The sequence below is a fragment of the Pseudarthrobacter sp. S6 genome (assembly GCF_050156575.1).
GTDB lineage: Bacteria > Actinomycetota > Actinomycetes > Actinomycetales > Micrococcaceae > Arthrobacter.
This window is the reverse complement of sequence record NZ_CP189581.1, coordinates 1-18,873: the sequence shown is the minus strand read 5'-3', so window position 1 is coordinate 18,873 and position 18,873 is coordinate 1. Positions and strand designations below refer to the sequence as shown.

The following is an 18,873-nucleotide window of genomic DNA, read 5'->3' as shown; positions in this document are numbered from 1 at the left end:
TCCTGACTCTTCCGTGGGCGTTTTCAGCGCGCCTTAACGAACGCACGCCGCTTCCTGTCTAGGTTTCTGACTGTTCAAGGAACAGAAACTTTCAGACGGGAAAACGGCGTGCGAAATGCAAGACTATGGCGAACTCTGCTCGGTGTCGAGAAAACGGTCGTCGAGGCCATCGATCTGGACGAGGAAACGGGGATACTGGTCGCCTCTGTCAGGCCGACAGGCTCGATGCGGAACCGGTGCGGGATCTGCCGCCGCCGTTGCCCGAAATACGACCAGGGCCAGGGTCGACGCCGCTGGCGGGCACTGGACGCCGGGACGATCCGGGTCGAGTTGGAAGCCGACGCCCCGAGGGTGTCCTGCCGGGTCCACGGCGTGAGCGTCGCCGCCGTGCCCTGGGCCCGGCATCAGGCCGGCCACACCCACCATTTCGACGCGCAGGTCGCCTGGCTGGCCACGCAAACGTCCAAGACCGCCATCACGGAGCTGATGCGTATCGCCTGGCGCACTGTCGGCGCGATCATCACCCGGGTCTGGAACGACACGGAGAAGCTCCACGACCAGTTCGCCGGCCTGAGGCGGATCGGCATCGACGAGATCTCCTACAAGCGCGGCCACAAGTATCTGACCGTCGTCGTCGACCACGACAGCGGCCGGCTGGTCTGGGCGGCCCCGGGCCAAGACAAGGCCACCCTGGGCACGTTCTTCGACGCCATCGGGGCAGAACGCTGCGCCCGGATCACGCACGTCTCCGCCGACGGGGCCGCGTGGATCGCCGTTGTCGTGGCCCAGCGGTGCCCGAATGCGGTCCGCTGCGCCGACCCGTTCCACGTCGTCAAATGGGCCACCGAAGCCCTCGACGAGGTGCGCCGGGCCGCGTGGAACGACGCCCGAAAGGCAGCCCGGACCACCGAGGCCAGGCGCGGCCGCGGCCGGCCAGCGAAAGACGCGCCGCCCCGCCCGGACAGTGCCCGCGCAGCCGGTGTGAAGAACTCCCGCTACGCGCTCTGGAAGAACCCGGAGAACCTGACCGAGAAGCAGCAGGTCAAGCTCGCCTGGATCGTGCAGACCAACCCCACCCTCGGCCGGGCCTACTACCTCAAGGAAGGACTCCGGGTCATCTTCAAACTGCCCCACGACGAAGCCGCCGAAGCCCTCGATAAATGGGTCGCCTGGGCGCGCCGGTGCCGGATCCCCGCGTTCGTGAAGCTCCAACGCAGCATCGTCAACCACCGCGCCGCGATCCTCGCCGCGATCGAGCATGGGCTCTCCAACGGACGAGTCGAATCGATGAACACGAAGATCAGACTCATCACCCGCATCGCTTTCGGCTTCAAATCACCCGAAGCACTCATCGCCCTCGCGATGCTCAGCCTCGGCGGTCACAAACCGGTGCTCCCCGGCCGAAATTGACCCACGGAAGAGTCAGGAGAGCCGGAATGCAGGGCAGTTTCCCGGAGCCTGCTGGCGCAGGGGCCAGGGGCCAGAGGCCTAGGTGTCCAGCAGGTTTTCATAACCCGCCGCCACGGTCGTGGCAGTGAATTCGATGACCTCGAACTCGGCCACACCGTTGCTGTAGAAGGGGTCCTTGGCCAACGCAGCATCCAGTGTGGTTCGGTTGGCTTTGGACAACAGCACACCGCCCACGGCCGGAACCAGGCGTCCGGACGCAAGGAACACGCCGTCGTCGAACGCCTGCTTAACCCAGGCCATGTGGGCAGGGCGGTGATAGTCCACAATGTCTTCGGGCACCTTGTAGGTCAGCGATACAACAAACATAAAGCCAGCCTACTCGGACGGGTCCAGGGGAACCGGTGCGTCACTTGAACGCTCAACGACGCTCTGCTTCTAGAATGGACGCATGACCGAACCGCGCTGGCTCAACGCCGACGAACGACGTGCCTGGCTGGCACTCCTGAGCATCAACACGCTGCTGCCGGCTGCCTTGGACAACCAGCTCCACACCGCCGGCAAGGTGTCCCTGTTCGATTACAACGTCATGGCCATGCTGTCGGAGGCCGAGGGCCGTTTCCTGCCGATGAGCCAGCTGGCCGCCCGCACCAGTTCGTCGCTGTCCCGGCTCTCGCACGTGGTCTCCAAACTGGAGAAGCGCGGATGGCTGGAGCGGCGTCCGCACCCCCGAGATGCCCGGGTCACCACCGCACACCTGTCCGACGTCGGGATGGCCACTTTGGAGGCGCTCGCACCGGGCCACGTGGAGGCAGTCCGCGCCAAGTTGCTGGACGCCCTGACGGAACGCGACGTCAATGACCTCGCCCGCATCGGCGAAAAGATCGTGGCCCGGCTGGACGATGACCACTGGATCCTGCGCGAGGCTGAAAGCCGGCCATAAGCCGTCGCTCGGACCGCCACCCTCCGGGCAGGCCCGCCTTGGTTGCTCCCGGCAACAGATGAAAGACTGACGCCATGGACTTTTCGACCCGATATGTAGCGCTCGGCGACTCTTTTACGGAGGGGGTCGGGGATGACGATCCCAGCTGTCCCAACGGTGTCCGCGGCTGGGCGGACCGCGTGGCCGAGCAGCTGGGCGCGGCGGATCCCGGCTTCGGCTACGCCAACCTGGCCATCCGCGGCAGGAAGCTTCGCCAGATCATGGCAGATCAGGTGGACGCCGCCGTCGACCTGAACCCCACCTTGGTGACCGTTTACGCAGGCGCCAACGACATTCTGCGGCCCAAGATCGACATCGACGATCTCCTGGCGGAATACGACGCCGGCATCCGCAAGCTGGCGGCCACCGGCGCCACTGTGGTGATGTTCACCGGCTTCGACGCGCGGGGCTCCAAGGTGTTCAGCACCATGCGCGGCCGCACCGCCATCTACAACGAGCTGATCCGCGGCATTGCCGGGGACCACGGCGCCTTGTTGGTGGATTACTGGCGCTTCAACGAGTACTACGACTGGGGCATGTGGGCCCAGGACCGGATGCACATGTCTGCTGCCGGGCACGCCAACATGGCCAACCGCGTCCTCACGGTCCTGAAGCACGAAAACTCGATCGATGTCCCGCCCATGACCCCCGTGCCCGAGCTGAACCGGGCCGAAGCCATCCGCGCCAACGCCCGGTGGGTGCGCGAATTTGCCGGACCGTGGGTGGTCCGCCGCGTCACTGGTAAGTCTTCGGGGGACGGCCTGGCACCCAAGTACGCGCAGCTCACGCGCCTATGAAGCAGCGCCCTCCTATACACCGTCCGGGCCCGGATTGGTCTTTAATTGCGTGAACTCGTAGACTTGGTGAGCGCTAAGTGCGCGGAGCGTGCGCAATTGCTCCGGTGGCCCGGTAATTTTCTCCAGGGTAGCCGGTAGTTAGGGGCTCAAGTTGCGTGACTAACCGTTCACCCTGATCACTTTGGGTCGCACTTAGCCGCATGATCCTGCAGCAGATATGCGGATCATTACATTCAATTTTGAGGAGAAGTCATGGCAGCACACTGCCAAGTGACCGGAGCCGAGCCGGGCTTTGGGCACAGCATTTCGCACTCGCACCGTCGCAACAAGCGTCGGTTCGATCCGAACATCCAGAAGAAGCGCTACTGGGTTCCGTCCCTGCGCCGTAACGTCACTCTGCAGCTTTCTGCAAAGGGCATCAAGACCATCGACGTGCGCGGCATCGACGTAGTCGTCGCCGCCATCCTTGCTCGGGGAGTGAAGCTCTAATGGCTAAGGACAAGGACGTACGTCCGATCATCAAGCTCAAGTCGACTGCGGGCACGGGTTACACCTACGTGACGCGGAAGAACCGTCGTAACGACCCGGACCGTATGGTTCTGAAGAAGTACGATCCCAAGATCCGTCAGCACGTCGAATTCCGAGAGGAGCGCTAAACACATGGCTAAGAAGTCAATGATCGCAAAGAACGAACAGCGTAAAGTCATCGTTGAGCGTTACGCTGCAAAGCGCCTCGAACTGAAGAAGGCTCTGGTTGACCCCAACTCGACCGACGAAGTTCGCGAAGCAGCACGCCTCGGCCTGCAGAAGCTTCCCCGTAACGCGTCGCCCGTCCGTCTGCGTAACCGCGACATCATCGACGGCCGTCCTCGCGGTACCTTCCAGAAGTTCGGTATCTCCCGTGTTCGCTTCCGCGACATGGCCCACCGTGGTGAGCTCCCGGGCATCACCAAGTCTTCCTGGTAATCCAGCACTGCTGAATCCAGCTGCTTAAGAAGGGCCGGCAACCGTTTGGTTGCCGGCCCTTCTGCGTTTAAGGCTTCCGGTGATCGGGCTGTCCTCGGTGGTTGCGCCCCTCTGGCGATCGAGCTCGTCGAGGTCCTCGCCGCGGCGATGGCCGTTGTGCTGCAGCACACAGAAGTCACGAACGACGACGGTGCCCGGTTTTGGGTGCCGATGCTGGCTTTGGGCCCGGAATGGCGGGGTTTCGACCTGGTGTGGGGGTGGATTTGCGGTGGGGGTTGGGTGGGTGTATTGTTTTCTAAGTCGCCGCGAGGGGAACAGCGAAGAGCTGGTTACCGCGGGCGGCCAAACCCCCTAATTCAAGACCAAATGTTGGTTGTTCTTTTGGGCGCCTTTGTTTGGTGGGGATGTGTTTTCTGCTGGTGTGGGTCCTGGAATATGGATTTGCATCGGGGCGGGAAACCGGGTAAGTTTGAAAAGTTGCTCCGGAGCGATCCACGGCCGTTTGTTTGGTTGTGGTGGTGCCGGGTGTGTCTGTTGTTTGAGAACTCAATAGTGTGCCAAGTTTGTTGATACCAATTGTTTTATTGATTGGTTGTTTTGGCCAGGCCTGTCCACCCCGTGGATTGGGTTTGGTTTTTACAGCTGGTTTCAAATTTTGCAGCTTTCTTCTTCCGTTATTTCCGGGGGTGTTGGTTGTGTTCGTTTTTGTTTTACTTCAACGGAGAGTTTGATCCTGGCTCAGGATGAACGCTGGCGGCGTGCTTAACACATGCAAGTCGAACGATGAACCTCACTTGTGGGGGGATTAGTGGCGAACGGGTGAGTAACACGTGAGTAACCTGCCCTTTAACTCTGGGATAAGCCTGGGAAACTGGGTCTAATACCGGATATGACTCCTCATCGCATGGTGGGGGGTGGAAAGCTTTATTGTGGTTTTGGATGGACTCGCGGCCTATCAGCTTGTTGGTGAGGTAATGGCTCACCAAGGCGACGACGGGTAGCCGGCCTGAGAGGTGACCGGCCACACTGGGACTGAGACACGGCCCAGACTCCTACGGGAGGCAGCAGTGGGGAATATTGCACAATGGGCGAAAGCCTGATGCAGCGACGCCGCGTGAGGGATGACGGCCTTCGGGTTGTAAACCTCTTTCAGTAGGGAAGAAGCGAAAGTGACGGTACCTGCAGAAGAAGCGCCGGCTAACTACGTGCCAGCAGCCGCGGTAATACGTAGGGCGCAAGCGTTATCCGGAATTATTGGGCGTAAAGAGCTCGTAGGCGGTTTGTCGCGTCTGCCGTGAAAGTCCGGGGCTCAACTCCGGATCTGCGGTGGGTACGGGCAGACTAGAGTGATGTAGGGGAGACTGGAATTCCTGGTGTAGCGGTGAAATGCGCAGATATCAGGAGGAACACCGATGGCGAAGGCAGGTCTCTGGGCATTAACTGACGCTGAGGAGCGAAAGCATGGGGAGCGAACAGGATTAGATACCCTGGTAGTCCATGCCGTAAACGTTGGGCACTAGGTGTGGGGGACATTCCACGTTTTCCGCGCCGTAGCTAACGCATTAAGTGCCCCGCCTGGGGAGTACGGCCGCAAGGCTAAAACTCAAAGGAATTGACGGGGGCCCGCACAAGCGGCGGAGCATGCGGATTAATTCGATGCAACGCGAAGAACCTTACCAAGGCTTGACATGAACCGGTAATACCTGGAAACAGGTGCCCCGCTTGCGGTCGGTTTACAGGTGGTGCATGGTTGTCGTCAGCTCGTGTCGTGAGATGTTGGGTTAAGTCCCGCAACGAGCGCAACCCTCGTTCTATGTTGCCAGCGCGTTATGGCGGGGACTCATAGGAGACTGCCGGGGTCAACTCGGAGGAAGGTGGGGACGACGTCAAATCATCATGCCCCTTATGTCTTGGGCTTCACGCATGCTACAATGGCCGGTACAAAGGGTTGCGATACTGTGAGGTGGAGCTAATCCCAAAAAGCCGGTCTCAGTTCGGATTGGGGTCTGCAACTCGACCCCATGAAGTCGGAGTCGCTAGTAATCGCAGATCAGCAACGCTGCGGTGAATACGTTCCCGGGCCTTGTACACACCGCCCGTCAAGTCACGAAAGTTGGTAACACCCGAAGCCGGTGGCCTAACCCCTTGTGGGAGGGAGCTGTCGAAGGTGGGACTGGCGATTGGGACTAAGTCGTAACAAGGTAGCCGTACCGGAAGGTGCGGGGATCACCTCCTTTCTAAGGAGCACCTACAGCCACCGCGCCGGATGTACTGTCCGTGTGGTGGGGTTGTCAGGAGTATATGCCCGTTGCGCAGACGATTGTTCTGCGGCGGGTGCTCAAGGGTGGAATATCAACGGATAGCGGCTGCTTGTTTCTTTCCTTGCCTAGTACGGATGTCCTCTTGAGGGTGTCCTGGAACGGTGTGGGTTGGGGGTGGGTGGTTTAGTGTTTGGCACACTGTTGGGTCCTGAGGCAACAGGGCCGGTGGGATGTGCTGCGGCCTTTTGGGTTGTGGTGTGTTTTGTCGGGTTTGTTTGTTTCTGGTTTCCTGGCTGCATCGATCGCATGGTTGACCTTTTGGGGTTGTGTGTGTGGGGTGTGTGGTTTGGGGTTGTTGTTTGAGAACTACATAGTGGACGCGAGCATCTTTTATAAGAAGCAATTTCCAAGAATATATGAACCTGGATCTGTCCGGGCGTCTGTTGCTGTGGCCTTTTGGGGTTGTGGTGGTGGTGTCCGGGTGGTTTTCGTGGTTCTCTCGAAAATTAGCGTTTTGATCTTTTGTGGTCAAGTTTTTAAGAGCACACGGTGGATGCCTTGGCATTAGGAGCCGAAGAAGGACGTAGGAATCTGCGATAAGCCTGGGGGAGTCGATAACCGGACTTTGATCCCAGGGTCTCCGAATGGGGAAACCCCGCCAGGGGAGCGATCTGCCTGGTGACCCGCATCTGAACACATAGGGTGTGTGGAGGGAACGCGGGGAAGTGAAACATCTCAGTACCCGCAGGAAGAGAAAACAATAGTGATTCCGTTAGTAGTGGCGAGCGAACGCGGATCAGGCTAAACCGTTCCATGTGTGATAGCCGGCGGGCGTTGCATGGGCGGGGTTGTGGGACTTTCCGTATCAGTTCTGCCGGACTGGTGAGGTGTGATGTGCAGGCATAGGTGAACGGTCTTGAAAGGCCGGCCAGAGAGGGTGTGAGCCCCGTAACCGAAATGTTTTGTGCCGCCTGGAGAGTATCCCAAGTAGCACGGGGCCCGAGAAATCCCGTGTGAATCTGTCAGGACCACCTGATAAGCCTAAATACTCCCTAATGACCGATAGCGGACCAGTACCGTGAGGGAAAGGTGAAAAGTACCCCGGGAGGGGAGTGAAACAGTACCTGAAACCGTGTGCTTACAATCCGTCGGAGCATCTGCAGCTTGTCTGTATGGGTGTGACGGCGTGCCTTTTGAAGAATGAGCCTGCGAGTTAGTGTTACGTCGCGAGGTTAACCCGTGTGGGGAAGCCGTAGCGAAAGCGAGTCTGAATAGGGCGTTGCAGTGGCGTGATCTAGACCCGAAGCGAAGTGATCTACCCATGGCCAGGTTGAAGCGACGGTAAGACGTCGTGGAGGACCGAACCCACTTCAGTTGAAAATGGAGGGGATGAGCTGTGGGTAGGGGTGAAAGGCCAATCAAACTTCGTGATAGCTGGTTCTCCCCGAAATGCATTTAGGTGCAGCGTTGCGTGTTTCTTGCTGGAGGTAGAGCTACTGGATGGCTAATGGGCCCTACAAGGTTACTGACGTCAGCCAAACTCCGAATGCCGGTAAGTGAGAGCGCAGCAGTGAGACTGTGGGGGATAAGCTTCATAGTCGAGAGGGAAACAGCCCAGACCACCAACTAAGGCCCCTAAGCGTGTGCTAAGTGGGAAAGGATGTGGAGTTGCGAAGACAACCAGGAGGTTGGCTTAGAAGCAGCCATCCTTAAAAGAGTGCGTAATAGCTCACTGGTCAAGTGATTCCGCGCCGACAATGTAGCGGGGCTCAAGTACACCGCCGAAGTTGTGGATTTCAGATATTAGCTAAGCCGCCCCTTGTGGGTTGGTTCAGGCGTCTGGAGTGGTAGGGGAGCGTCGTGTGGGCAGTGAAGTCGCGGTGTAAACCAGCGGTGGAGCCTACACGAGTGAGAATGCAGGCATGAGTAGCGAAAGACGGGTGAGAAACCCGTCCGCCGAATGATCAAGGGTTCCAGGGTCAAGCTAATCTGCCCTGGGTAAGTCGGGACCTAAGGCGAGGCCGACAGGCGTAGTCGATGGACAACGGGTTGATATTCCCGTACCGGCGAAAAACCGTCCATGTTGAACAGGGGATACTAACCGCCCGATACCTGCCCGCCCACCCTTTTGGGGTGATGTGGGTTTTGGTGGAGCGCGGGACCTGATCCTGGGAGGCAAGCGTATTAACAGGTGTGACGCAGGAAGGTAGCCAAGCCGGGCGATGGTTGTCCCGGTCTAAGGATGTAGGGCGAACGGTAGGCAAATCCGCTGTTCATGATGCCTGAGATCTGATGGGACCCCCTCACGGGGGGATTTGGTGATCCTATGCTGCCGAGAAAAGCATCGACGCGAGGTTTTAGCCGCCCGTACCCCAAACCGACACAGGTGATCAGGTAGAGAATACTAAGGCGATCGAGAGAATTATGGTTAAGGAACTCGGCAAAATGCCCCCGTAACTTCGGGAGAAGGGGGCCCCAACCTTGAACACCACATGCTGGTGGGAGGGGATCGGGGCCGCAGAGACCAGGGGGAAGCGACTGTTTACTAAAAACACAGGTCCGTGCGAAGTCGCAAGACGATGTATACGGACTGACTCCTGCCCGGTGCTGGAAGGTTAAGAGGACCGGTTAGCCTCACGGCGAAGCTGAGAATTCAAGCCCCAGTAAACGGCGGTGGTAACTATAACCATCCTAAGGTAGCGAAATTCCTTGTCGGGTAAGTTCCGACCTGCACGAATGGAGTAACGACTTCCCCGCTGTCTCAACCATAAACTCGGCGAAATTGCAGTACGAGTAAAGATGCTCGTTACGCGCAGCAGGACGGAAAGACCCCGAGACCTTTACTATAGTTTGGTATTGGTGTTCGGAGTGGCTTGTGTAGGATAGGTGGGAGACGTTGAAGCCCGGACGCCAGTTCGGGTGGAGTCATCGTTGAAATACCACTCTGGTCACTTTGGACATCTAACTTCGGCCCGTAATCCGGGTCAGGGACAGTGCCTGATGGGTAGTTTAACTGGGGCGGTTGCCTCCTAAAAAGTAACGGAGGCGCCCAAAGGTTCCCTCAGCCTGGTTGGCAATCAGGTGTCGAGTGTAAGTGCACAAGGGAGCTTGACTGTGAGAGAGACATCTCGAGCAGGGACGAAAGTCGGGACTAGTGATCCGGCGGTACATTGTGGAATGGCCGTCGCTCAACGGATAAAAGGTACCTCGGGGATAACAGGCTGATCTTGCCCAAGAGTCCATATCGACGGCATGGTTTGGCACCTCGATGTCGGCTCGTCGCATCCTGGGGCTGGAGTAGGTCCCAAGGGTTGGGCTGTTCGCCCATTAAAGCGGTACGCGAGCTGGGTTTAGAACGTCGTGAGACAGTTCGGTCCCTATCCGCTGCGCGCGCAGGAAATTTGAGAAGGGCTGTCCTTAGTACGAGAGGACCGGGACGGACGAACCTCTGGTGTGTCAGTTGTACTGCCAAGTGCACCGCTGATTAGCTACGTTCGGATGGGATAACCGCTGAAAGCATCTAAGCGGGAAGCTCGCTTCGAGATGAGATTTCCATACACCTTGTGTGTGAGAGGCCCCCAGCCAGACCACTGGGTTGATAGGCCGGATGTGGAAGCGAGGACTAACGACTCGTGAAGCTGACCGGTACTAATAGGCCGATAACTTACACCACACACCACCCCGTAAACCTATTCAAAAGAGGTTTGCAACAACGGGTGGTAAAAAGATAACAAGACTGCTTGCGTCCACTATGTGGTTCCCAAACAACAAACCCGACACGGGTTCGTTGCAGGGAACAAAAAACACAACATAATAACAACACCACACCTGCAACCAAAAGTTGCAGCAAAGCATGTTGTAACCACTGATTTCCCACACACCCCCTCGGGGTGTGACGGGTAAAAGGGTTACGGCGGTCATAGCGTGGGGGAAACGCCCGGTCCCATTCCGAACCCGGAAGCTAAGACCCACAGCGCCGATGGTACTGCACCCGGGAGGGTGTGGGAGAGTAGGTCACCGCCGGAACATCATTACAGGTCGAGAACCCCCCAACCACCAGGTTGGGGGGTTCTCCCACGTTAACCACCCAACCCCCAAAAACCACCCGCCCAAGACCACAAACACCCGCCAGCCTGCACACAGAACCCCGCCCGGCAATGAAATCCGACACCCCACCCACCACACGCAGCAAGCCCCGGTCGGCACCCCACCCAACCCGCCGGCATCCAACAGTGTCGTAATCGTACGAGCCGACAACCCTCGGCAAGGCGCTCGTAGAAGGCCCGCTCCTCCGACAGCTCCCAACTCAGCTCGAGATGGCTGAGCTGGCCTCCGACGTAAGGCAGAGGTCGAGCGACTCCGATCGACGAGTAGGCCATCGAGGTGTCGTCGGTCGAGGTCACCAGCCCTGGCGCTGCTGCACACTTTCATAATGGGCGCGCGACGCACGGACGACTCTGACTGGGGTTGCCCTCGTCAGCTGGCCGGGTCGTACTGGAACTGCCGGAGCTCTTGCGGGCAGCGGCAGGCGACGGCGATCTTCGCGGCCCATTGGAGTGCCGCTGCCCGCGAGGGCAGCTCGAGTACTGTGTACCGGCCGTTGGGCACCTTGTGGCCTGGGTATGCGACCGTATGGTGACGGTGCCGTAGCCGGCCACGAGCACCGGGTCTACGCCCTCATCGATCCCGCCGCCGAAGACGTACACGCCCGCCGCTTTGGCCTCGTCGATGACGGCATGCGAGGCTTCGACTACCGCCTCCAAGTCGTCCTCGGGCATACCATGGCCTCACCGGGGAACGAGATCAGGTTCTTCGTCATTCGTGGACTCCTCTGAGCCGGCGGCACCATCCGCCGGCTCTTCTCTGCGGCACCGCTTTGGTGCCCAGACCGATTATGGCTCCGGCGCCCGGCATGTGGTCAAGGTGGAGCGTCGCGGCCGGCCCAAAGAACCTGCTCAAGCGGTGCCGTCTGAGATCGCATTTTAAAGTACGTGCCCGCGAGGGAGCTTCAGTCATGGATCACTTCGACAGGATCGTGACCGGCGCGAGGCTCCAATTGATGGAGGTTCCTACGCCTTCTATCCAGGAAACCTCGACGTACTCGACGCTACCCCCTGATCTGAACACGTTCTGTCCGCTCGACGAGTTGCGTCTGAAGGTCACCGGGCAGCGGCTCGAGCCCGATCGCGCGGTGCTGGCGGTCGGTTCGTCGAGCCCCCGCGATTCGATCGACCGGCGGTGCCGACGTTGCTGGCTTGAGAGCATTGCACGGACAAGGTGACCCGGGAGTTGGCGCACAAGCCGTTGGTCGCTTGTCCCAAGGTCCTCAATGACACGATGCGCCGGCACCGGTGTATCGACTTCGGGTACGTGTGGCGCCACACCAGGCGTGGTGGCAAGTACGTCACCGCGGTGATCGACCTCACCCCGATCCGTGAGGGGGTCCAGCAGGTCATCCATGGCTACCGCGGCCGCACCTGCCTGTAGAGGCACCTCACGCGAAGAGGCAAACTCTTGCCGGAAGCATCGATTCCTGCTGCCCACCGTAAGGTGGCTGCATGACGGACGCAGAGGTTGAGACCGCGTACTTAAAGAGAGCTGCCGATTACACAGCCAGATGTGGGTCGGTGGAGTCCTCTCATCCAGCTGATCTGAAGCTCGTAGCTGACTGGGTCGCACCTCTGGTGGGGCCCGTGCTGGATGTAGGATGCGGGCCCGGCCATTTGGACCAAGTTCCTCGCGGACCAAGGGGCGGCGGTCGAAGGAATCGATTTGGTGTCGGCGTTCATCAAGCAAGCAGAGGCATCCTTCCCCGGCATCCCGTTCCGCGTCGCCTCCCTCACGAGTCTCGGGGTTCCCGAAGGATATGCATCCGGCATCCTGGCTTGGTACTCGCTAATCCACTTTGCACCCGACCAGGTTCCCTCCATTCTCCGGGAGCTGGCACGGCGCCTGACTCCTTGCGGGCTTCTCCTGCTAGGTCTGTTTGAAGGCTACGAAATCGCGAGATTTCCAGACGTTGTATCGCCTGCATACTCCTGGCCCGTGGCGGCACTGACCATGATGCTCTGTGCCGCCGGCTTCGAAACCATCTTGCATCAGAAGCAAACTGATCCCGGGTATCGGCCGCATACCGCTATCAGCGCTCATGCCTGAGCCGTTCTTAGGAGACCTGGCCAACGGGGATGCGCACAGGCGCATGATAGGGCGAACCTACAACAAGGCAGACGTTCCGAGCTGGCACCGGAGACACCACAGCCTTTGCGGTCCCGGCTGCTGGCCATTCCCCGCTTGATGTGATCCAGTGAACACAAGCCCGTTTTGGCCGAATACTGTACCGGACCCCGGTGAGCCCTCCGGATTCCCCGCCACGACGCGGATTCTGGAGGCATAGGGGCCGGTGGGGGTGGATTTGCGGTGGGGGTTGGGTGGGTGTATTGTTTTCTAAGTCGCCGCGAGGGGAACAGCGAAGAGCTGGTTACCGCGGGCGGCCAAACCCCCTAATTCAAGACCAAATGTTGGTTGTTCTTTTGGGCGCCTTTGTTTGGTGGGGATGTGTTTTCTGCTGGTGTGGGTCCTGGAATATGGATTTGCATCGGGGCGGGAAACCGGGTAAGTTTGAAAAGTTGCTCCGGAGCGATCCACGGCCGTTTGTTTGGTTGTGGTGGTGCCGGGTGTGTCTGTTGTTTGAGAACTCAATAGTGTGCCAAGTTTGTTGATACCAATTGTTTTATTGATTGGTTGTTTTGGCCAGGCCTGTCCACCCCGTGGATTGGGTTTGGTTTTTACAGCTGGTTTCAAATTTTGCAGCTTTCTTCTTCCGTTATTTCCGGGGGTGTTGGTTGTGTTCGTTTTTGTTTTACTTCAACGGAGAGTTTGATCCTGGCTCAGGATGAACGCTGGCGGCGTGTTTAACACATGCAAGTCGAACGATGAACCTCACTTGTGGGGGGATTAGTGGCGAACGGGTGAGTAACACGTGAGTAACCTGCCCTTTAACTCTGGGATAAGCCTGGGAAACTGGGTCTAATACCGGATATGACTCCTCATCGCATGGTGGGGGGTGGAAAGCTTTATTGTGGTTTTGGATGGACTCGCGGCCTATCAGCTTGTTGGTGAGGTAATGGCTCACCAAGGCGACGACGGGTAGCCGGCCTGAGAGGTGACCGGCCACACTGGGACTGAGACACGGCCCAGACTCCTACGGGAGGCAGCAGTGGGGAATATTGCACAATGGGCGAAAGCCTGATGCAGCGACGCCGCGTGAGGGATGACGGCCTTCGGGTTGTAAACCTCTTTCAGTAGGGAAGAAGCGAAAGTGACGGTACCTGCAGAAGAAGCGCCGGCTAACTACGTGCCAGCAGCCGCGGTAATACGTAGGGCGCAAGCGTTATCCGGAATTATTGGGCGTAAAGAGCTCGTAGGCGGTTTGTCGCGTCTGCCGTGAAAGTCCGGGGCTCAACTCCGGATCTGCGGTGGGTACGGGCAGACTAGAGTGATGTAGGGGAGACTGGAATTCCTGGTGTAGCGGTGAAATGCGCAGATATCAGGAGGAACACCGATGGCGAAGGCAGGTCTCTGGGCATTAACTGACGCTGAGGAGCGAAAGCATGGGGAGCGAACAGGATTAGATACCCTGGTAGTCCATGCCGTAAACGTTGGGCACTAGGTGTGGGGGACATTCCACGTTTTCCGCGCCGTAGCTAACGCATTAAGTGCCCCGCCTGGGGAGTACGGCCGCAAGGCTAAAACTCAAAGGAATTGACGGGGGCCCGCACAAGCGGCGGAGCATGCGGATTAATTCGATGCAACGCGAAGAACCTTACCAAGGCTTGACATGAACCGGTAATACCTGGAAACAGGTGCCCCGCTTGCGGTCGGTTTACAGGTGGTGCATGGTTGTCGTCAGCTCGTGTCGTGAGATGTTGGGTTAAGTCCCGCAACGAGCGCAACCCTCGTTCTATGTTGCCAGCGCGTTATGGCGGGGACTCATAGGAGACTGCCGGGGTCAACTCGGAGGAAGGTGGGGACGACGTCAAATCATCATGCCCCTTATGTCTTGGGCTTCACGCATGCTACAATGGCCGGTACAAAGGGTTGCGATACTGTGAGGTGGAGCTAATCCCAAAAAGCCGGTCTCAGTTCGGATTGGGGTCTGCAACTCGACCCCATGAAGTCGGAGTCGCTAGTAATCGCAGATCAGCAACGCTGCGGTGAATACGTTCCCGGGCCTTGTACACACCGCCCGTCAAGTCACGAAAGTTGGTAACACCCGAAGCCGGTGGCCTAACCCCTTGTGGGAGGGAGCTGTCGAAGGTGGGACTGGCGATTGGGACTAAGTCGTAACAAGGTAGCCGTACCGGAAGGTGCGGCTGGATCACCTCCTTTCTAAGGAGCACCTACAGCCACCGCGCCGGATGTACTGTCCGTGTGGTGGGGTTGTCAGGAGTATATGCCCGTTGCGCAGACGATTGTTCTGCGGCGGGTGCTCAAGGGTGGAATATCAACGGATAGCGGCTGCTTGTTTCTTTCCTTGCCTAGTACGGATGTCCTCTTGAGGGTGTCCTGGAACGGTGTGGGTTGGGGGTGGGTGGTTTAGTGTTTGGCACACTGTTGGGTCCTGAGGCAACAGGGCCGGTGGGATGTGCTGCGGCCTTTTGGGTTGTGGTGTGTTTTGTCGGGTTTGTTTGTTTCTGGTTTCCTGGCTGCATCGATCGCATGGTTGACCTTTTGGGGTTGTGTGTGGGGTGTGTGGTTTGGGGTTGTTGTTTGAGAACTACATAGTGGACGCGAGCATCTTTTATAAGAAGCAATTTCCAAGAATATATGAACCTGGATCTGTCCGGGCGTCTGTTGCTGTGGCCTTTTGGGGTTGTGGTGGTGGTGTCCGGGTGGTTTTCGTGGTTCTCTCGAAAATTAGCGTTTTGATCTTTTGTGGTCAAGTTTTTAAGAGCACACGGTGGATGCCTTGGCATTAGGAGCCGAAGAAGGACGTAGGAATCTGCGATAAGCCTGGGGGAGTCGATAACCGGACTTTGATCCCAGGGTCTCCGAATGGGGAAACCCCGCCAGGGGAGCGATCTGCCTGGTGACCCGCATCTGAACACATAGGGTGTGTGGAGGGAACGCGGGGAAGTGAAACATCTCAGTACCCGCAGGAAGAGAAAACAATAGTGATTCCGTTAGTAGTGGCGAGCGAACGCGGATCAGGCTAAACCGTTCCATGTGTGATAGCCGGCGGGCGTTGCATGGGCGGGGTTGTGGGACTTTCCGTATCAGTTCTGCCGGACTGGTGAGGTGTGATGTGCAGGCATAGGTGAACGGTCTTGAAAGGCCGGCCAGAGAGGGTGTGAGCCCCGTAACCGAAATGTTTTGTGCCGCCTGGAGAGTATCCCAAGTAGCACGGGGCCCGAGAAATCCCGTGTGAATCTGTCAGGACCACCTGATAAGCCTAAATACTCCCTAATGACCGATAGCGGACCAGTACCGTGAGGGAAAGGTGAAAAGTACCCCGGGAGGGGAGTGAAACAGTACCTGAAACCGTGTGCTTACAATCCGTCGGAGCATCTGCAGCTTGTCTGTATGGGTGTGACGGCGTGCCTTTTGAAGAATGAGCCTGCGAGTTAGTGTTACGTCGCGAGGTTAACCCGTGTGGGGAAGCCGTAGCGAAAGCGAGTCTGAATAGGGCGTTGCAGTGGCGTGATCTAGACCCGAAGCGAAGTGATCTACCCATGGCCAGGTTGAAGCGACGGTAAGACGTCGTGGAGGACCGAACCCACTTCAGTTGAAAATGGAGGGGATGAGCTGTGGGTAGGGGTGAAAGGCCAATCAAACTTCGTGATAGCTGGTTCTCCCCGAAATGCATTTAGGTGCAGCGTTGCGTGTTTCTTGCTGGAGGTAGAGCTACTGGATGGCTAATGGGCCCTACAAGGTTACTGACGTCAGCCAAACTCCGAATGCCGGTAAGTGAGAGCGCAGCAGTGAGACTGTGGGGGATAAGCTTCATAGTCGAGAGGGAAACAGCCCAGACCACCAACTAAGGCCCCTAAGCGTGTGCTAAGTGGGAAAGGATGTGGAGTTGCGAAGACAACCAGGAGGTTGGCTTAGAAGCAGCCATCCTTAAAAGAGTGCGTAATAGCTCACTGGTCAAGTGATTCCGCGCCGACAATGTAGCGGGGCTCAAGTACACCGCCGAAGTTGTGGATTTCAGATATTAGCTAAGCCGCCCCTTGTGGGTTGGTTCAGGCGTCTGGAGTGGTAGGGGAGCGTCGTGTGGGCAGTGAAGTCGCGGTGTAAACCAGCGGTGGAGCCTACACGAGTGAGAATGCAGGCATGAGTAGCGAAAGACGGGTGAGAAACCCGTCCGCCGAATGATCAAGGGTTCCAGGGTCAAGCTAATCTGCCCTGGGTAAGTCGGGACCTAAGGCGAGGCCGACAGGCGTAGTCGATGGACAACGGGTTGATATTCCCGTACCGGCGAAAAACCGTCCATGTTGAACAGGGGATACTAACCGCCCGATACCTGCCCGCCCACCCTTTTGGGGTGATGTGGGTTTTGGTGGAGCGCGGGACCTGATCCTGGGAGGCAAGCGTATTAACAGGTGTGACGCAGGAAGGTAGCCAAGCCGGGCGATGGTTGTCCCGGTCTAAGGATGTAGGGCGAACGGTAGGCAAATCCGCTGTTCATGATGCCTGAGATCTGATGGGACCCCCTCACGGGGGGATTTGGTGATCCTATGCTGCCGAGAAAAGCATCGACGCGAGGTTTTAGCCGCCCGTACCCCAAACCGACACAGGTGATCAGGTAGAGAATACTAAGGCGATCGAGAGAATTATGGTTAAGGAACTCGGCAAAATGCCCCCGTAACTTCGGGAGAAGGGGGGCCCCAACCTTGAACACCACATGCTGGTGGGAGGGGATCGGGGCCGCAGAGACCAGGGGGAAGCGACTGTTTACTAAAAACACAGGTCCGTGCGAAGTCGCAAGACGATGTATACGGACTGACTCCTGCCCGGTGCTGGAAGGTTAAGAGGACCGGTTAGCCTCACGGCGAAGCTGAGAATTCAAGCCCCAGTAAACGGCGGTGGTAACTATAACCATCCTAAGGTAGCGAAATTCCTTGTCGGGTAAGTTCCGACCTGCACGAATGGAGTAACGACTTCCCCGCTGTCTCAACCATAAACTCGGCGAAATTGCAGTACGAGTAAAGATGCTCGTTACGCGCAGCAGGACGGAAAGACCCCGAGACCTTTACTATAGTTTGGTATTGGTGTTCGGAGTGGCTTGTGTAGGATAGGTGGGAGACGTTGAAGCCCGGACGCCAGTTCGGGTGGAGTCATCGTTGAAATACCACTCTGGTCACTTTGGACATCTAACTTCGGCCCGTAATCCGGGTCAGGGACAGTGCCTGATGGGTAGTTTAACTGGGGCGGTTGCCTCCTAAAAAGTAACGGAGGCGCCCAAAGGTTCCCTCAGCCTGGTTGGCAATCAGGTGTCGAGTGTAAGTGCACAAGGGAGCTTGACTGTGAGAGAGACATCTCGAGCAGGGACGAAAGTCGGGACTAGTGATCCGGCGGTACATTGTGGAATGGCCGTCGCTCAACGGATAAAAGGTACCTCGGGGATAACAGGCTGATCTTGCCCAAGAGTCCATATCGACGGCATGGTTTGGCACCTCGATGTCGGCTCGTCGCATCCTGGGGCTGGAGTAGGTCCCAAGGGTTGGGCTGTTCGCCCATTAAAGCGGTACGCGAGCTGGGTTTAGAACGTCGTGAGACAGTTCGGTCCCTATCCGCTGCGCGCGCAGGAAATTTGAGAAGGGCTGTCCTTAGTACGAGAGGACCGGGACGGACGAACCTCTGGTGTGTCAGTTGTACTGCCAAGTGCACCGCTGATTAGCTACGTTCGGATGGGATAACCGCTGAAAGCATCTAAGCGGGAAGCTCGCTTCGAGATGAGATTTCCATACACCTTGTGTGTGAGAGGCCCCCAGCCAGACCACTGGGTTGATAGGCCGGATGTGGAAGCGAGGACTAACGACTCGTGAAGCTGACCGGTACTAATAGGCCGATAACTTACACCACACACCACCCCGTAAACCTATTCAAAAGAGGTTTGCAACAACGGGTGGTAAAAAGATAACAAGACTGCTTGCGTCCACTATGTGGTTCCCAAACAACAAACCCGACACGGGTTCGTTGCAGGGAACAAAAAACACAACATAATAACAACACCACACCTGCAACCAAAAGTTGCAGCAAAGCATGTTGTAACCACTGATTTCCCACACACCCCCTCGGGGTGTGACGGGTAAAAGGGTTACGGCGGTCATAGCGTGGGGGAAACGCCCGGTCCCATTCCGAACCCGGAAGCTAAGACCCACAGCGCCGATGGTACTGCACCCGGGAGGGTGTGGGAGAGTAGGTCACCGCCGGAACATCATTACAGGTCGAGAACCCC

12 protein-coding genes, 6 rRNA genes and 1 pseudogene are annotated in these 18,873 nt (G+C 57.9%); 15 read left to right on the top strand and 4 right to left on the bottom strand.

Translation table 11 applies throughout. The features are described from left to right. Window positions 1–108: 108 nt before the first annotated feature. Window positions 109–1,410: an ISL3 family transposase gene (locus ACQCS0_RS00095; RefSeq protein WP_354156530.1), complete on the top strand. Its 1,302-nt coding sequence runs from the start codon at window positions 109–111 to the stop codon at window positions 1,408–1,410. Window positions 1,411–1,488: 78 nt separating this feature from the next. On the opposite strand, the gene ACQCS0_RS00090 is transcribed toward ACQCS0_RS00095, so the two are convergent. Further along, complete coding sequence (locus ACQCS0_RS00090) at window positions 1,489–1,776, bottom strand: YciI family protein (RefSeq protein WP_354156517.1); 288 nt, start codon at window positions 1,774–1,776, stop codon at window positions 1,489–1,491. Window positions 1,777–1,858: 82 nt separating this feature from the next. On the opposite strand from ACQCS0_RS00090, the gene ACQCS0_RS00085 reads away from it, so the two are divergent. The 5 genes from ACQCS0_RS00085 (at window position 1,859) to rpsN (ending at window position 4,152) form a co-directional block, all read left to right on the top strand. After that, entirely contained in the window at window positions 1,859–2,350 is a 492-nt protein-coding gene (locus ACQCS0_RS00085) for a MarR family transcriptional regulator (protein ID WP_354156516.1), read from the top strand. A gap of 74 nt (window positions 2,351–2,424) precedes the next feature. Then, window positions 2,425–3,186, top strand: coding sequence for an SGNH/GDSL hydrolase family protein (locus ACQCS0_RS00080; protein WP_354156515.1), 762 nt, complete (start codon window positions 2,425–2,427; stop codon window positions 3,184–3,186). Between the two features lie 252 nt (window positions 3,187–3,438). Then, a complete protein-coding gene (gene rpmB / locus ACQCS0_RS00075) occupies window positions 3,439–3,675 on the top strand; it encodes a 50S ribosomal protein L28 (protein ID WP_056342125.1) in 237 nt (78 codons plus the stop codon). Continuing rightward, window positions 3,675–3,842, top strand: coding sequence for a 50S ribosomal protein L33 (gene rpmG / locus ACQCS0_RS00070; protein ID WP_013602737.1), 168 nt, complete (start codon window positions 3,675–3,677; stop codon window positions 3,840–3,842). The genes rpmB and rpmG overlap by 1 nt, the downstream gene beginning before the upstream one ends. A 4-nt stretch (window positions 3,843–3,846) precedes the next feature. After that, window positions 3,847–4,152 carry a 30S ribosomal protein S14 gene (gene rpsN, locus ACQCS0_RS00065; protein WP_026266887.1) on the top strand — a complete coding sequence of 102 codons (306 nt, stop codon included), beginning with the start codon at window positions 3,847–3,849 and terminating at the stop codon, window positions 4,150–4,152. A 295-nt stretch (window positions 4,153–4,447) separates the two neighbouring features. Here the strand turns inward: rpsN and ACQCS0_RS00060 are convergent, their stop codons facing one another. Beyond that, on the bottom strand, window positions 4,448–4,804 hold the full coding sequence (locus tag ACQCS0_RS00060; RefSeq protein ID WP_426938968.1) for a hypothetical protein: 357 nt from the start codon (window positions 4,802–4,804) through the stop codon (window positions 4,448–4,450). A 63-nt stretch (window positions 4,805–4,867) separates the two neighbouring features. Between ACQCS0_RS00060 and ACQCS0_RS00055 the strand changes: the two genes are divergently transcribed. The 3 genes from ACQCS0_RS00055 to rrf (ACQCS0_RS00045) all read left to right on the top strand — a co-directional run bounded on the left by ACQCS0_RS00055 (window position 4,868) and on the right by rrf (ACQCS0_RS00045) (window position 10,439). Then, window positions 4,868–6,389: ribosomal RNA gene (locus ACQCS0_RS00055) — 16S ribosomal RNA — on the top strand. 550 nt (window positions 6,390–6,939) lie between these two features. Continuing rightward, window positions 6,940–10,086: ribosomal RNA gene (locus tag ACQCS0_RS00050) — 23S ribosomal RNA — on the top strand. 236 nt (window positions 10,087–10,322) lie between these two features. Continuing rightward, window positions 10,323–10,439: ribosomal RNA gene (rrf, locus tag ACQCS0_RS00045) — 5S ribosomal RNA — on the top strand. Together the 16S, 23S and 5S rRNA genes form the textbook arrangement of a ribosomal RNA operon. A 450-nt stretch (window positions 10,440–10,889) precedes the next feature. On the opposite strand, the gene ACQCS0_RS00040 is transcribed toward rrf (ACQCS0_RS00045), so the two are convergent. Further along, a complete protein-coding gene (locus ACQCS0_RS00040; protein WP_354224854.1) occupies window positions 10,890–11,021 on the bottom strand; it encodes a hypothetical protein in 132 nt (43 codons plus the stop codon). 14 nt (window positions 11,022–11,035) lie between these two features. Here ACQCS0_RS00040 and ACQCS0_RS00035 point away from each other — a divergent pair, with 14 nt between their 5' ends. From ACQCS0_RS00035 to ACQCS0_RS00025, 3 genes and pseudogenes are all read left to right on the top strand, one after another. After that, on the top strand, window positions 11,036–11,248 hold the full coding sequence (locus tag ACQCS0_RS00035; protein WP_354224852.1) for a hypothetical protein: 213 nt from the start codon (window positions 11,036–11,038) through the stop codon (window positions 11,246–11,248). Window positions 11,249–11,493: 245 nt separating this feature from the next. Beyond that, window positions 11,494–11,855 (top strand): annotated as a pseudogene (locus ACQCS0_RS00030) (ISL3 family transposase); the annotation flags it as partial. A 279-nt stretch (window positions 11,856–12,134) separates the two neighbouring features. Beyond that, on the top strand, window positions 12,135–12,569 hold the full coding sequence (locus tag ACQCS0_RS00025) for a class I SAM-dependent methyltransferase (RefSeq protein ID WP_354156525.1): 435 nt from the start codon (window positions 12,135–12,137) through the stop codon (window positions 12,567–12,569). A gap of 288 nt (window positions 12,570–12,857) precedes the next feature. Here the strand turns inward: ACQCS0_RS00025 and ACQCS0_RS00020 are convergent, their stop codons facing one another. Continuing rightward, entirely contained in the window at window positions 12,858–13,214 is a 357-nt protein-coding gene (locus tag ACQCS0_RS00020; RefSeq protein WP_426938968.1) for a hypothetical protein, read from the bottom strand. Window positions 13,215–13,277: 63 nt separating this feature from the next. Between ACQCS0_RS00020 and ACQCS0_RS00015 the strand changes: the two genes are divergently transcribed. The 3 genes from ACQCS0_RS00015 to rrf (ACQCS0_RS00005) all read left to right on the top strand — a co-directional run bounded on the left by ACQCS0_RS00015 (window position 13,278) and on the right by rrf (ACQCS0_RS00005) (window position 18,850). Continuing rightward, window positions 13,278–14,801: ribosomal RNA gene (locus tag ACQCS0_RS00015) — 16S ribosomal RNA — on the top strand. Between the two features lie 548 nt (window positions 14,802–15,349). Then, a 23S ribosomal RNA gene (locus ACQCS0_RS00010) occupies window positions 15,350–18,497 on the top strand. 236 nt (window positions 18,498–18,733) lie between these two features. Further along, window positions 18,734–18,850: ribosomal RNA gene (gene rrf / locus ACQCS0_RS00005) — 5S ribosomal RNA — on the top strand. Window positions 18,851–18,873 lie beyond the last annotated feature (23 nt).

Excerpts from the sequence above, each read along its gene's own strand:
- ACQCS0_RS00080 (WP_354156515.1), top strand. The coding sequence starts at position 2,425 with ATGGACTTTTCGACCCGATATGTAGCGCTCGGCGACTCTTTTACGGAG.
- rpmB (WP_056342125.1), top strand. The coding sequence starts at position 3,439 with ATGGCAGCACACTGCCAAGTGACCGGAGCCGAGCCGGGCTTTGGGCAC.
- ACQCS0_RS00090 (WP_354156517.1), bottom strand. The coding sequence starts at position 1,776 with ATGTTTGTTGTATCGCTGACCTACAAGGTGCCCGAAGACATTGTGGAC.
- rpmG (WP_013602737.1), top strand. The coding sequence starts at position 3,675 with ATGGCTAAGGACAAGGACGTACGTCCGATCATCAAGCTCAAGTCGACT.
- ACQCS0_RS00035 (WP_354224852.1), top strand. The coding sequence starts at position 11,036 with ATGCGACCGTATGGTGACGGTGCCGTAGCCGGCCACGAGCACCGGGTC.
- ACQCS0_RS00085 (WP_354156516.1), top strand. The coding sequence starts at position 1,859 with ATGACCGAACCGCGCTGGCTCAACGCCGACGAACGACGTGCCTGGCTG.
- rpsN (WP_026266887.1), top strand. The coding sequence starts at position 3,847 with ATGGCTAAGAAGTCAATGATCGCAAAGAACGAACAGCGTAAAGTCATC.